Here is a 14,299-nt window from a genome sequence, read left to right on the forward strand (position 1 = left end):
GTTCTTTTTAATTTAAATTATTTCTTACTGTATTAATCATACTTTCCTTATTTTCCTCTAGTTGAACTAACCTATTTACATTAGCTCCAGATGGATGTGGAAATCCTTTTAATATTTGCTTTTCGTTTATAATTTTATTTTCACATAGCTTGTATAATACTTCCTCTACTGACCTGCCTAATGGTACTATAAGAATTTTATCTAAATTATTTAATGCTTTTAATTCATAAATAAAATTCTCATAAATATATTTCATCAAAAATTCATTCTTAATAAGTTTTGGAGTGTGACCTGAATAGTTTTTTCCTTTTACAAAGACTGCATAAGGTATTAATGAAAATGTGTGCAATAAATGATCTTTTTCTTCAAACAATTGGCTGCAATTTTCTATTTTTAGACTCTTATTAAGTTCTATTTCATCTAACATACCAATTAAGTTTTTTCTAAGACTACCGCTAAACCTTCCTGCTTTCTTGCATTTATACTGAATTTCTCTAATATTATCAGAGTTCTCTAACTCTCTTCTTGCAGTAGCAATGGCCGTACTCATTTGCTGGAAGCCTGGAGTTATACCAACAATAAATACCCTTGCGTCTAAATTTATATATTCATTATGAGGCGAATAATATATTTCAAGATCTTCTTTCTTATCAATTAAAAAATCTTTTATCAATAGTTCATTCTTATTGTATTTCTCTTTTACTGGCAATTTTTTAATTTTATCTCTATAATCATATAATGTTTTTTTCATAATCAGCCTCTAACTTCTACATTTATTTTACTACTTTATATTATCTGCAAATAAAAAAAATATTATTAATATATCCTTCACTAATAATTATAAATTTAATGGAAATTTTTTTAATAGAATATAAAAAAGATAGAAGCTTCATAATAAAGCTACTATCTTTATATTCTTCTTAACTATTAGCTAATTTTGCAATCCTCTCATTTGAGCCTTTTGTAAATACTCCACCATGATAACAGATGACTGTTTCTATATCATATTTTGTGAGCTTCTTAAGAGATTCCATTGCTTGCTCCATATCAAATGTATATTCTGGATTAGGACCAATTAATTCATTATTTACAACATTCATTGCGTCTCCAGTTACCAATGCCTTATACTTTCTTAGATAGAGACAAATATGTCCCGGAGTATGTCCTGGAGTATAAATTACATCTATTCCTCCACAATAAGGAAGATTCTCTTCATCTTTAACAACCCTATTAACTTTTGTTTTAAGCTGCTTTATGGTTTCTTTCATAGAATCTGGCATTGAACTCAAACGCTCAGGAGTAATTTTTATACCGATTTTATCTCCCTCAATATAAGGTCTTTCTCCACTATGTGCTAACACTTCTATTTCACTTTTAGAATTTTTAACAATACTTGATAAGCTGCCGATATGATCTAAATCGTGATGAGTAATAATTATTTTATTAATTCTGTCGAATGATACACCTGCTTTTTCCACTTCTTCGCGAATATTTTCTATTTGTCCAGGTAATCCTGCATCTATTAAAATAACATTTTTATCATCCCAAATTAGTGTAGCATTCATTCTTCTTTCTTCGTTCCCTAATTCAAGTATATCTAATCCTTCTGCAATTTTCATTTTTCTTCCTCCTAATTAAAATTTACTCCTCAATTAATTTTCCCATTTGACTAATAACCATTTTGTAATACTCACCTTTTTCATTCATAAGACTTTTGTGGTTTCCACTTTCTAATATTTTTCCACCACCAATTACCATAATGCGATCTGCATCTCTAATAGTCGATAATCTGTGTGCTATTAAAAAGCTAGTACGGTTTTTCATTAATCTTAATAATGCATGTTGAATATCTTTTTCGGTCTTTGTATCTACACTGCTAGTTGCTTCGTCCAAAATTAAAATCGGGCTATCACACAGAACTGCTCTAGCAATAGACATTAATTGGCGCTGCCCTTGACTTAAGTTATCTGTAGCTCCAGAAACCAATGTTTGATAACCTTTAGGAAGTTTATCAATAAATTCATGAGCATGAGCTATTTTAGCAGCATTTACAACCTGTTCATCTGTTGCATCTTTTTTAGAATAACGAATATTATCCATAATCGTTCCAGTGAAAAGACAAGTATCTTGAAGCACAACAGAGAAGCATTTCCTAAGACTATTTCTTTTTATATTCGTAATCGGCTCATCATCAATGAATATATTTCCACTGTCTGCATCATAAAATCGAGTAAGAAGATTCACAATAGTAGTTTTTCCTGCTCCAGTCTCTCCTACTAGCGCAACTGTTTCTCCTGCTTTAACTTTAAAACTCACATTCTTTAATATAGGTATAGACTTATCATATGAAAAACATACATTTTCAAAGGTTACATTACCATTGGGTTGTTTTATCTCAATTGCATCTTTAAAATCTGCACTTTCTTCTTCATTATCTAAAATCTCAAAAACACGTTCTGCCCCAGCAAGTGCTGATTGAATTGTATTAAACATACCTGCTACAGAATTTAATGGCTGTGAAAATTGTTTTGAATAGCTTAAAAAACTAACTACAGTTCCAACAGCTACACCATATCCTACGGATAGCATACCACCAACGATTGCAACAACTGCAAAAATAAAGTTATTAATAACATTCATAAGAGGCATCATATACCCAGACCATATCTGTGCTTTATTGCTGCTTTCATATAGATTTTCGTTTATCTCTTCAAATTGCTTTAGGACATCCTCCTGTTTATTAAAAGCCTTTACCATCTTTAGTCCTAATATATTTTCCTCAATTACTCCATTAAGTGAGCCTAAATTTCTTTGCTGAGCTAAGAAATATTTGCGGCTATGCGTTGCAATTACACGTGTTAAAAGTATAACTAGAGGTATACATAATAAAACAACTAGTGTAAGGGGAACATTTAACACTATCATAACCATAAAAGATCCAACTAAAGTTAAAATACTTGATATTAACTGTGTAGTTGTTTGTGCAATTGTAGAGCTAATATTGTCTACATCATTTGTGATTCTACTCATTGTATCTCCATGGGAACGTGTATCATAAAATTTCAAAGGAAGCCTCTGCATCTTTTCAAAAAACTCTGCACGTATTACAAAAACAAGTTTTTGTGAAACTTTAAGCATAATAACACCATTTATCCATGAAATAAGACAATTAACTCCATACAAAACTGCAATTATAGTTAAAAATAATATAAGAGTCGATTTATCTACAGTTCTTGTTGCTATTCTAAATGTATCAAAAGTCTTTCCTACAAAATAAGGAATCCCAACAGAAATTGCTGATGAAAAAGCTGTAAAAATCATAGCTAGAAAGATCGTCTTAGCAAAACGCATGTATATTTTAATAATACGCACTAATGTGCCTCTAGCATTTTTAGCTTTTTGTGTAGGTGCAAAGCGATTTCCGCCTCCACCCACACGTCTCCCACTAATAGAAGGTACTTTTACTTCAGTTTTAGAAAATTGTTGTGTCATAATATCCTATACCTCCTTGCTGCTCTCTATTTGCGTTTTATAAATATCTCTATATACTTCACAGCTTTGCATTAATTCATCATGAGTTCCATATCCAACCTTAGATCCATTATCCATAACCAAAATTCTGTCTGCAAACATCGCTGTTCCACAACGTTGAGTGATTGTAATCACAGTTTGATTACTTGTTTTTGAACTTAAGTTTTCTCTAACCTTTGCTTCTGTTACTGAATCTAATGCACTTGTTGCATCATCTAATATAATTACAGACGAATCCCTAAGTATTCCACGAGCTATAGAAATACGTTGCTTTTGGCCACCCGAAAGATTAACTCCAGCACTCCCTAACATACTTTCATATCCATCTTTCATATTATTTATAAAACCTGCTTGTGCCTTTTCAGAAGCCTCATGAACCATCACATTGCTCGCTTCCCTTTTACCCCATCTAATATTTTCAGCAACAGAACCAGAAAAAAGCATTGGTTTCTGCGGCACTATAGCAATGCTATTTCGTACAGAATCAACATTTAATTCTTTAACATCGTAGCCGTCAATTAAAATTTTCCCCTTGTTCACATCATAAAATCGCAAAAGAAGCCATGCAATAGTAGATTTCCCGCTGCCTGTTGGACCAATTATAGCTAAACTTTGTCCACTTCTAATAGAAAACGATAGATTATTTAAAGCAGGTACACCACTACCATTTGGATATGCAAATGTAACATCTCTAAATTCAATATTACCATTTAATTCTTTCATTTCACCATCATGAGAAAAATCTCCATCACAATCAACTATTTCTTTAATACGAGCAGTAGAAGCCTTGGTTCTTACAAATGTATTGAATATATTTGTTATCATAATTAATGAGGTAAGAATTTGTGCCATATAAATTACAAACGCTGATATATCTCCTGGATTTGCAAGGTTTGCTGAAAAGAGACTGCTACCTGCTGAAATTACAATTATTGTTCCAATTCCAACAGTAAGAGTTATAAGTGGTGACACAAATGTAATAACACTTTGAGATGATATTCCTTTTTCCATTAAGTTTGTATTTGCATTTTCAAACTTACTACTTTCCTTATCATATGTTCCAAAGGCCTTGACTAAGCGTACACCTATAAGATATTCCTGAACAACTGAATTTACTTTATCCATCGCCTTTTGTAATTCATAAAAACGCGGATAACTTAACTTCATACTAATAATAATAAGTATCGACACAATCGCAACAACACCATATATAATAAGGCTCAACCTAAAATTAAGCAGTGTTGCAAGCACAATACTACCTATGCATGTAATCGGAGCCTTTAAAAAAATTCTCATAATTCCATTAACGAACAATATAACCTGTGCCGTATCATTTGTCATACGTGTAATTAGAGATCCACTTTCAATCTTATCTGTGCTTAATTCTGAAAAATAAACAATCTTTTCAAATAAGTCATACCTAAGATCTGCTCCCATTCTTTGAGATACCTTACTTGCTAAAATATTTCTTGTAACTGCGAAAACAGCTCCAATTGCAGTTACTATAAGCATAAGCATTCCCCAGTAATAAACTTTAGAAAGTGATCCTTGCTCAATTCCTGTATTAATTATGTTAGACATAAGTGTTGGACCAAGCAAATCACAAATTGCTTCAGATGCAACACAAAAAACAGCTATCCCAAATGGAATTTTATACTTATTAAAATATTTACTGTATAAGTTCATATCCTTTATTCCTTTCCTTTGTTTAAATGGTAATTCCCATACCATATTATACATCATTTTTGCATGCAGAATACAATAAATATTTCCAGCTGCTTGTATGCGTTACCTAACAGCTATAATATTTCCTATCAATTATTACTTAAAGTGACTCTCAAATATCAATTCATATTTTTAATTCTTATTATTTCTTTCAGTTATAATCTCTTTCAGTTCATCTCTAGAAATCTTCTCATCATAGTAGTCTAGTTTCATATTTACAAGTTCTAGAAGATCATTATATCTTTTGATTTCTTCCTTAAGTATTTCTTTTTGTTCAAGCATAATATTTCTTCTTTCCTCCACTGTATCCTTCCCCTTTGTAGTCAAACTAACATAATTTTTTATATATGCAATTGACATTCCTGTAGCCCTCATGCAGTTAACAAGCTGAATAGATCCAAGATCAACATCTGTGTATATTCTTCTGCCATTATCATCACGTTGAACAAAAGGCAATAACCCCTCACGCTCATAATATCTTAATGTATACGGTGTTATATTAAATTTTTCAGAAACTTCTTTCATTGAATATTTCATAAGTCACACTCCCAAATATCTCAAAAATTATTTAAATCTATAAGTTCTATTAGCAAAATTCATACACTATAAAATTACTTCATCTAGATATATTATCTATATATGCAAATCTCTATGCTTAATGAAATATATTACTGAACTCTACTTATAAGACGATAAAATCATCTCTCATTTTTCTATTTATCATTTTCTCTTATTTCAGTTTCATCATATTAGTTATTATAAAAGTTAATATATCTAAAAATCAATACATTAGAAAATAACTAAAAAAATATAAAAAAATTTCCTATTGACTTACACTGCACTCTAACAAATATACTCATCTTATACTACAAGATTGGTGAAAAGAATGTTATTCTTTCATTTCTATTATCTTGTAAATCAAATTATTTTCTAAGGAGAAAGATATATGAAAAACACTACTCAAACACCAATAAATTCAAAATATAATTTTTCTACAACTGCAAAAGATGTTATAGATGGTATAAACTTGAAAGGTAAAATTGCAATTGTTACTGGCGGATATTCTGGAATTGGGATAGAAACAGCAAAAGTTTTAGCTGAAGCTGGTGCAACAGTAATAATTCCTGCTAGAGATATAGAAAAAGCAAAAGGAGCTATGGATAATATTCCAAATATAGAAATTGAACATTTAGACCTTATGGATCCAATGTCTATTGATAGTTTCGCACAAAAGTTTATAAATTCTCAAAGATCTCTTCATATTTTAATAAATAGCGCTGGAATAATGGCACCTCCACTAATAAGGGACAAAAGAGGTTATGAATCTCAATTTGCGACAAATCATCTAGGTCATTTCCAGTTAACAGCACGACTTTGGCCTGCTCTAAAAAATGCTAAAGGTGCTAGAGTTATTTCAGTTTCATCAAGAGCGCAGCGTCTTGGCGGAGTCAATTTTGATGATCCAAACTTTCAAAAAACAGAATATGATAGTTGGAAGGCTTATGCTCAATCAAAATCCGCTAATTCATTATTCGCCGTTGAATTAGACAGATTAGGAAAAACCCATGGTGTTAGGGCTTTCTCAGTTCACCCAGGTTTAATTCCAACTACAAATCTTGGAAGATTCTCTGTTAACGGAAAAGCTACTGTACAAGAACTAAAAACTAACACTAGAAAAGATGACACTAATACAAAATCAAATGAATTTAAAACCATTGAACAAGGTGCAGCAACCTCTGTTTGGTGTGCTACAAATAGTATTTTAGATGGAATGGGTGGAGTTTACTGTGAAGACTGCAATATAGCTGAAGCTGTTCCTTATGACAGTTTGAAAGATAATGGTGTTCGTCCTTGGGCTATAGATAAAGATCTAGCAAAAAAACTGTGGATACTTAGTGAAGATCTTACAAATGTTAAATTCATAATTTAAGTTTTCTTAATATAATTTTTAGCATTTAATCAAGTATAATTAATTAGTTTTATCTTCATTAAATATTTATAAAACTAAATCTTCCACGTATTAATAAGTTTACTTTTCTCAATAATAACTATATAACTTATCTTTAAGTTATTTAAATTTTTATTTAGAGTATTTTAATATATTATAAATAATTTTTTAGATTATTATGTTAGGAGTGATTTCAATGAAAAAAGGAAAAACACTAGATGATCAAACACCAAGTGTCTATGATACTGAAAAAATTATTGATATCCATTCATCTGAGGACGATCCATCCCTTGATTCAGAAAAAGTAAGATACGCTAACAGTCATGCTTCACGTTCAAAATATACTCATGGTTCAAGCGACGTAAGCCCTGTTAATACAAGCAACCCAGATTCTACCGAAAGAATTCCCTCATCAGTTAGATATTCTGATTCTGACATACATAAAGATGATGATGAATTTGACTATCAAGGTGAAATATAAATCTTCTATATAAATCAAAACCAACGACAGCATATTTTTGATATGCTCCCTTTATAGTAGACAGTTAAAATAATAAAACTGTTTCTATAAAGGGGGTATTTTAATGTCAAGAAAAACGAAATGTTCTCTGGAAGAGAAATTGAAAGGAATTAAAGAATACCTATCAGGAGAAAAAGCAGTTATACAGATATGCGATGAGATGGGAATTCATAGTGCCACATTTTATGACTGGTTGAAAATATATAATGATGTTGGTGAAGCAAATTTAATAGTTTCTACAAAAAACAAATATTATTGAGATTCGCTTAAACTTAATGCAGTTAAAGATTATCTAGCTGGAAAAGGCTCTTTAAGAAATATATGCTGCACATATGAAATTTCATCTCCTCGTGTTCTCAGCGATTGGATTAAGAAGTATAATGGTCATAAAACAATTAAATCTCATAATAAGCAAGGGGATAGAATTATGACTAATGGAAGAAAGACTACTTATGAAGAAAGAATTGAGATTGTTGCATTCTGCATTTCGAATAATGATGATTATCAAGCTACTGCTGATAAATTTAATGTTTCTTATCAACAAGTTTATACCTGGGTAAGAAAATACAAAGCTAATGGATATGAAGAGCTAATAGACCGTCGCGGTAAGCGTAAAGATACTGATGAGATTACTGAGTCTGATAAATTATCCGCACAATTAAAACTTATTGAAGCAGAAAATAGACGTTTAAAGATGGAGATTGATTTCTTAAAAAAATTGAAAGAAGTAGAAAGAAGGCGATAAGCACTAAAAGACTCCAAGAATATAAATATATTTCTATAAAAGAATTACATGAAAAAAATGGCTATCCAATAGCTGATCTATTCAATTTAGCTGGGATTGCACGATCATCTTACTACAAATGGATTAACCGTTCAGAGACTGAATTAGATAAGGAAAATTCAATAATACTAAAAGAGATTGTTAAGCTTTATGAAGATGTAAATGGTATCTATGGATACCGTCGGATAACAATGAATATAAATAGACTCCTGGATAAACAGTATAATCATAAACGAATTTATAGATTAATGAAATCTATTAACATGAGATCAGTTATAAGAAAAAAGAGAAAGCATTATATTCAAAGTACTCCACAAATTACAGCAGAAAACAAATTAAATAGAGAATTTTATGCAAAGAAACCAAATGAAAAATGGTTAACAGATGTTACTGAATTTAAACTACTTAATGGTAAAAAGGCTTACCTTAGCGCAATATTTGATTTAGCTGATAAGAGCATTGTTTCTTATGTTGTTGGTCACTCAAATAACAATCAGCTTGTTTTTGATACATTTGATTTAGCAGTAAGTGCTAATCCGACTGCAAAGCCACTGTTTCATAGTGACAGAGGATTTCAGTATACTAATAGGACTTTCAAAGCTAAACTTGATAAAATCAAAGCAACTCAAAGCATGTCACGTGTCAGCAGATGTATCGACAACGGACCAATGGAAGGTTTTTGGGGAACTCTAAAATGTGAGATGTACTATTTGCAAAAATTTTATACATATGAAGAATTGAGACAAGCAATTGATGAATACATAGTTTTCTATAATACAAAAAGACTACAGAAAAACTTAAAAGGTCTGACTCCAATTGAATATCGAAATCAGACCTTGGTTTCATAATTTTTTGTTTTTTCATCTGTCTACTTGACAGGGGGCAGTTCATTTTTGTATTGTCGTTGGTTCCATCTTTATTTTCAAATAATATGTGTTTTTTATTCACCATATTTCTTATGATACTTAACTTGAACTTCTATATTAGGATGCTTTTTGCAAAACTGGCTAATTACAAAGCAGCAACTTGGACAAGGCTCCCATTTGCTATATAAAGTTAAGTTTCCCTCATCTTTCAATACTTTTGCTTCTATCTGTTTATGTATTTCTTCAATTATCTTTTTTTCACTATCATTGATTCTGTCATATCCAATTCCAAACTCACCCAATTTGTTAACTTTATTACTTTTAAAAAATGATTCATCTTTCGTTGGTGCATGACAATAATCCTTTATATTATTACTTCCGCTTATCGCCTTAAATTCTTTATTATCATATACTGCCACTGCAATATTTATAGAATCCTGTAATGTTTTACTTTGATTTATTTTAAATACTGATCTTTCTTCTTCATCGGCTTTCATATACTTATTAATATTCTTTATTAATCGCTGCATTCTCGGTATATTATTACTTAGATGTTGATGATATTCAACAGTGCCTTTTTGTGGCGTTATATAGTGATAATCTATTTGCTTTGGAATTTCTATAGATATTGTTTTAACTTTAGTATTAACATTATAACTTTCTTTTACTCTTTCTTCTTTAATAAGAAGCATTTTCTTCAAAAGCTCAATATCCTTTGAATATAAATAATCATTATCTAATTCTTTTTCCAAAATTTCTAATTTCTCTTTTTCTTTTTCACTTACTATTCTGGATACTCTTTTTTTAACTTCTTTTATGTCAATCAGCATATCTTTAACATCATCTCTAGATACTGCATCTCGCTCATATTCAATCCTATTTATATTTAATATTTTTATTGAATTTATTTTTTTCCATAATCTATCATGTTCATATTCAAATAGTATTATTTTTTTCATGTAATTAATTAAATCACTAACATCATCTGCTCTGTAAGTGGCCTGCGCCTTACCAATACATTTATATAATTCCTCTATGAGACTATTCTCTACTTTAAAAGCCTTGGCAACTTCTATTTTAAATTTCTCTTCATCAAAGTAATTTATTTTATAGCCTTCTTTTTTCAATGCATCTTTAAAATCATTTAAATTATTAATCTTTATTCGTTCTTTTTTTCTTTTATTTGAAATTATGTTTATTTTAGTCATACTTCCCTCTTATGTTTTATGCTTATCTAAATATATTACTGATTTTAACTCTTTAACAATTTAATCATTATATCATAAATTTTAAAATGATTATAATCAAATACCGATACGATTTAAAAATAATCATAAGATTATAAACATAAAAATATCATGTAAAATTTATATGGTATAATAATACTTATCGTGAATTATAATGCAATTAATCATACTTTTGTTATAAACAATTTAGCTTTAATTATAGAAAAAAGTAGCTTAATAATGCACTAAAATAAAGAACATAGTAGAAACATATAAAATAAAATATATTAAATCTAATAAATATTTTCAGGAATATAAGTTCATTAATCTAAAAACATTAATATGGGGTGGCAGTATGTTAAAAAATATATCAATAAAATTAAAGGAGGTAAATTTTGTAGCTCTAACGGGCATCATTATTATTTCAATTATACTATTAATAAATTTTGTAAAGGTTCTAAAATATAGTTATTTTGAACTTATTGATGATGATAAATATATAAACTTATCAAACAATGTAGAATACTTCATCCCCAAAGATAATCAATATGCAGAAATAAACCAAGTAGCAGATAATAGTTATATTAAATTTGAAAAAAACAATTCTAAAAATATCTACTTTCCTGAAGATGTTCAAAAAGTCTGGCTTAAACTAAGATTACAAGGTAAACAAGCTAGCACTGATAATATAATGTACATTGATTGTGAATTCATTGAAAATATTCAATTTTATATTCCAACTACTGATGGCAAGTATGTAACTAAAAAGCCTAATGAATACTTTATTTTTCCATATATTAATCTACCTGAAAATATTGATTTTAATAGAGATATCTATATAAATTCAACTTGGGATTCAAATGTATTTAATTTGCTTCTAGCAAAAGACAGTAACTTTTATATTATTCAAAACTTGTTAGCATGTTTTTATATCGGTAATTTGGGTGTACTCCTAGGAATGCTTATTATGAATATGATTCTATTCTTTTCATCAAAAGATAAGAAGTATTTATTTCATTCACTTTTTACAGGATCACTGCTTTCACTACTATATTGCTTATCTGGAATGCAAAAGTTAATTCTAGGATTTAATAGTAATAACAGGCTTATAGCATTAGCTGCAATGGCCGCTTCAACCTGGGTTTTATTTATCTATTCATACTTAGATATAAAAAATAACATGCCCATATTAAATAATTTTTTTAAACTTTCAATACTTTTTCTCGTACTTTCTCTATATATATCTGAAATTATTCCTGACGGATTTACTTATGATATTTTATATTTGCAGATGATCCTAGTAGGGTTATATATTCTTATTTCAATATATTCTTATTTTAAATTTGGTATGGGATCTATATATTACTTGGTTGGCATATTTATACTATTTACTGGCTTTATCATATATATTTTAGGTTCTTACGGCTTACTAGAATGGAATATTTTTGCTTTTAGTACATGCTATCCTGCTGCCTCCATTGAAACATTATTATTTACCATCGGAATTATAAAACAAATAAAACATGAAAAAGAAGTTAATACTAAGCTTCAATTAGAAGTTATAACAGATAAACTTACAAATATATATAATAGGCGCTATTTTGAAGAAACAGTTGTAAATAAAATTCTTCAACTCGAAAAAGAAAAGAGTCTTGTATCAATGTTGGTTCTTGATATTGATCACTTTAAAAAAGTTAATGATACCTATGGACATAGTACTGGAGACCTAGTTTTATCTGAAACAGCTATGATTATTAAACAGTGCCTTAGAAAAGAAGACATTCTTGTTAGATGGGGTGGAGAAGAATTTGTTGCAGTACTCCCCTTCACAGATTCAAAAGAAAGTACTATAATTGCTGAAACAATAAGATTATCCATAGAAAATCATAAATTCAAATTTGTAAATAAAATAACTGTTAGCATAGGCATAGCCGAAAAAGATGTAGTTGAGGATTTTCATAGCTGGTTTAGGCGTGCTGACAATGCCTTATATAATGCAAAAGAGAATGGTAGAAATACTGTTTGCATTTGTTATACAAATGAAATAAGAAATAATTCCTAACATCAAAATTACTACGAAACTATAATCATATTTAGAGTTTAAACATTCATCACGTCTAAACTCTTTTATTTTGTTTTATTTTTAGCTTCATATTCTGGCCATACCCTTTTTCCCCATTCATTAATGATTGCTAATGCGGGAAGTAAATCATTACAGTCATCAGTCAAAGAATATTCTACATGCGGTGGAATCTTATTATATTCTGTTCTTTTTATAAGTCCATGTTCTTCTAATGCTTGCAGAGATCGAGTCAGCATAATATTAGTTATACCAGGTATGCTTCTTTTAAGTTCATTATACCTAATGCTCTTTGAACCTGATATCTCCCATATAATAGGTAGCCTCCACTTACCTCCTATAATTTCAAGTGCGTGAAGAACAGGACATGCTTTAGAATACTTGTTTTTCGTTTTTTCTGTTTCACCTTTCATAAGTAATCCCCCTTAAAACTAAGGCACAAAAATGTGCGTACTTGTTATTATGTTTCCTATTAAATTATAATATTAACATACCAGACAAATGGTAATATGTAAATAAGTCAAAATGGGAGTGTGGATATTTTGAAAAAGTTATTCTCAGAATTTAGTATTAAAAATATAGAAATAAAAAACCGCATATGCGTACCTCCAATGGTTGTAGGTTTAGCCAAAGATGGATATGTAACAGCAGAAAATTTAGACCGTTATAAGGAATTAGCTAAAGGCGGTCCAGGACTTATAATACAAGAAGCTACATGTATTAATAAAGATGGAAGATTATCAGAAAAGCAAATTGGAATTTGGGAAGATAACCAAATTGAAGGATTAAAAAACATAGTTAATGCAGTTCATGAAGAAGGATGTAAAATATTTATTCAAATTCATCATGCTGGAGTTACAGGAATCTCTAAATCTCCTCTATGTCCAAGTCCATATGAATATAAAGGTTTTGCCGGAACAGTTATTGGACGTGAAATGACTAAAGAAGATATAGAATCAATACAAAAAGACTATATTGAAGCTGTAAGAAGATCTTACGAAGCTGGATATGATGGCGTTGAGCTACACGGATGTCATGGTTATTTAATAAGTCAATTTTTAAATAAGAATGTTAATAAAAGAACTGATGAATATGGCACTAACCCAGAAAGATTTGTACTAGAAATACTAGAAGGAATTAGAAAAGTAACTCCAGAAGAATTTGTTGTAGGAATTCGTCTAGGCGGATTTGAACCATCAATAGAAGATGGAGTAAGTTATGCTAAAATATTAGATAAGAGTGGAATAGATTTTCTTGATATTTCTTATGGATTCTTTAATGAACAAGAAATTAATGTAAACAAAGATTATAAGTATTCCAATGCTGTTTATGCTGCTGAGAAGATCAAGCAAGAAGTATCAATTCCAGTATTTGCAGTTAATGGAATTAACTCAGCCGAAATTGCAGAAGAAATATTAGATGAAACAAATGTAGATATCGTTGATATTGGTAAAGGGATTCTTATAAATCCTAATTGGGCAAACCATGCTATGGATGGAAAAGATACTGGAAAATGTTTAAATTGTGCAAAGTGCATGTGGTTTGGTCAATCTGAAGTGTGTCCTGGAAAAGTTATATTCGATAAGAATAATAAATAAAATGTTTTCTAAACTGTAAAT

Annotated in this window: 14 protein-coding genes; 7 read left to right on the plus strand and 7 right to left on the minus strand. The window is 29.7% G+C overall.

Features of this window, described 5'->3' with window-relative positions:
- Positions 1-7: 7 nt before the first annotated feature.
- From AXY43_RS04660 to AXY43_RS04680, 5 genes are all read right to left on the minus strand, one after another.
- Entirely contained in the window at positions 8-751 is a 744-nt protein-coding gene (locus AXY43_RS04660) for a hypothetical protein (protein ID WP_012059484.1), read from the minus strand.
- 169 nt (positions 752-920) lie between these two features.
- The gene (locus AXY43_RS04665; RefSeq protein ID WP_105411100.1) at positions 921-1,619 is read right to left on the minus strand and encodes an MBL fold metallo-hydrolase; all 699 of its coding nucleotides are present in this window, start codon (positions 1,617-1,619) and stop codon (positions 921-923) included.
- A 22-nt stretch (positions 1,620-1,641) separates the two neighbouring features.
- Complete coding sequence (locus AXY43_RS04670; protein ID WP_087703221.1) at positions 1,642-3,492, minus strand: ABC transporter ATP-binding protein; 1,851 nt, start codon at positions 3,490-3,492, stop codon at positions 1,642-1,644.
- A gap of 6 nt (positions 3,493-3,498) precedes the next feature.
- Positions 3,499-5,217 (minus strand): ABC transporter ATP-binding protein, encoded by a 1,719-nt coding sequence (locus AXY43_RS04675; protein WP_087703227.1) that lies wholly within the window; start codon positions 5,215-5,217, stop codon positions 3,499-3,501.
- 171 nt (positions 5,218-5,388) lie between these two features.
- On the minus strand, positions 5,389-5,793 hold the full coding sequence (locus AXY43_RS04680) for a MerR family transcriptional regulator (protein ID WP_105411101.1): 405 nt from the start codon (positions 5,791-5,793) through the stop codon (positions 5,389-5,391).
- A 409-nt stretch (positions 5,794-6,202) separates the two neighbouring features.
- On the opposite strand from AXY43_RS04680, the gene AXY43_RS04685 reads away from it, so the two are divergent.
- The 5 genes from AXY43_RS04685 (at position 6,203) to AXY43_RS04705 (ending at position 9,356) form a co-directional block, all read left to right on the plus strand.
- Positions 6,203-7,186 (plus strand): SDR family NAD(P)-dependent oxidoreductase, encoded by a 984-nt coding sequence (locus AXY43_RS04685; protein WP_105411102.1) that lies wholly within the window; start codon positions 6,203-6,205, stop codon positions 7,184-7,186.
- 196 nt (positions 7,187-7,382) lie between these two features.
- Positions 7,383-7,685 (plus strand): hypothetical protein, encoded by a 303-nt coding sequence (locus AXY43_RS04690; protein WP_241413822.1) that lies wholly within the window; start codon positions 7,383-7,385, stop codon positions 7,683-7,685.
- Positions 7,686-7,788: 103 nt separating this feature from the next.
- Complete coding sequence (locus tag AXY43_RS04695) at positions 7,789-7,983, plus strand: transposase (protein ID WP_105411103.1); 195 nt, start codon at positions 7,789-7,791, stop codon at positions 7,981-7,983.
- Positions 7,984-8,151: 168 nt separating this feature from the next.
- Complete coding sequence (locus AXY43_RS04700; RefSeq protein ID WP_077836903.1) at positions 8,152-8,469, plus strand: helix-turn-helix domain-containing protein; 318 nt, start codon at positions 8,152-8,154, stop codon at positions 8,467-8,469.
- Between the two features lie 35 nt (positions 8,470-8,504).
- Complete coding sequence (locus AXY43_RS04705) at positions 8,505-9,356, plus strand: IS3 family transposase (protein ID WP_243099213.1); 852 nt, start codon at positions 8,505-8,507, stop codon at positions 9,354-9,356.
- A 92-nt stretch (positions 9,357-9,448) separates the two neighbouring features.
- Here AXY43_RS04705 and AXY43_RS04710 read toward each other — a convergent pair whose 3' ends face one another.
- Positions 9,449-10,582 (minus strand): deaminase domain-containing protein, encoded by a 1,134-nt coding sequence (locus AXY43_RS04710; protein WP_105411105.1) that lies wholly within the window; start codon positions 10,580-10,582, stop codon positions 9,449-9,451.
- 373 nt (positions 10,583-10,955) lie between these two features.
- Between AXY43_RS04710 and AXY43_RS04715 the strand changes: the two genes are divergently transcribed.
- On the plus strand, positions 10,956-12,662 hold the full coding sequence (locus AXY43_RS04715; protein ID WP_039769352.1) for a GGDEF domain-containing protein: 1,707 nt from the start codon (positions 10,956-10,958) through the stop codon (positions 12,660-12,662).
- Between the two features lie 65 nt (positions 12,663-12,727).
- Here AXY43_RS04715 and AXY43_RS04720 read toward each other — a convergent pair whose 3' ends face one another.
- Positions 12,728-13,093, minus strand: a complete 366-nt coding sequence (locus AXY43_RS04720) for a winged helix-turn-helix transcriptional regulator (protein ID WP_039769350.1) — start codon at positions 13,091-13,093, stop codon at positions 12,728-12,730.
- A gap of 120 nt (positions 13,094-13,213) precedes the next feature.
- Between AXY43_RS04720 and AXY43_RS04725 the strand changes: the two genes are divergently transcribed.
- On the plus strand, positions 13,214-14,278 hold the full coding sequence (locus tag AXY43_RS04725) for an NADH:flavin oxidoreductase (RefSeq protein WP_337250450.1): 1,065 nt from the start codon (positions 13,214-13,216) through the stop codon (positions 14,276-14,278).
- Positions 14,279-14,299 lie beyond the last annotated feature (21 nt).

This window comes from Clostridium sp. MF28, assembly GCF_002969175.1.
GTDB classification, from domain to species: Bacteria; Bacillota; Clostridia; order Clostridiales; family Clostridiaceae; genus Clostridium; species Clostridium beijerinckii.

Coding starts and splice junctions, on each gene's coding strand:
- AXY43_RS04660 (WP_012059484.1), bottom strand. CDS start 751: ATGAAAAAAACATTATATGATTATAGAGATAAAATTAAAAAATTGCCA.
- AXY43_RS04665 (WP_105411100.1), bottom strand. CDS start 1,619: ATGAAAATTGCAGAAGGATTAGATATACTTGAATTAGGGAACGAAGAA.
- AXY43_RS04670 (WP_087703221.1), bottom strand. CDS start 3,492: ATGACACAACAATTTTCTAAAACTGAAGTAAAAGTACCTTCTATTAGT.
- AXY43_RS04675 (WP_087703227.1), bottom strand. CDS start 5,217: ATGAACTTATACAGTAAATATTTTAATAAGTATAAAATTCCATTTGGG.
- AXY43_RS04680 (WP_105411101.1), bottom strand. CDS start 5,793: ATGAAATATTCAATGAAAGAAGTTTCTGAAAAATTTAATATAACACCG.
- AXY43_RS04685 (WP_105411102.1), top strand. CDS start 6,203: ATGAAAAACACTACTCAAACACCAATAAATTCAAAATATAATTTTTCT.
- AXY43_RS04690 (WP_241413822.1), top strand. CDS start 7,383: ATGTTAGGAGTGATTTCAATGAAAAAAGGAAAAACACTAGATGATCAA.
- AXY43_RS04695 (WP_105411103.1), top strand. CDS start 7,789: ATGTCAAGAAAAACGAAATGTTCTCTGGAAGAGAAATTGAAAGGAATT.
- AXY43_RS04700 (WP_077836903.1), top strand. CDS start 8,152: ATGACTAATGGAAGAAAGACTACTTATGAAGAAAGAATTGAGATTGTT.
- AXY43_RS04710 (WP_105411105.1), bottom strand. CDS start 10,582: ATGACTAAAATAAACATAATTTCAAATAAAAGAAAAAAAGAACGAATA.
- AXY43_RS04715 (WP_039769352.1), top strand. CDS start 10,956: ATGTTAAAAAATATATCAATAAAATTAAAGGAGGTAAATTTTGTAGCT.
- AXY43_RS04720 (WP_039769350.1), bottom strand. CDS start 13,093: ATGAAAGGTGAAACAGAAAAAACGAAAAACAAGTATTCTAAAGCATGT.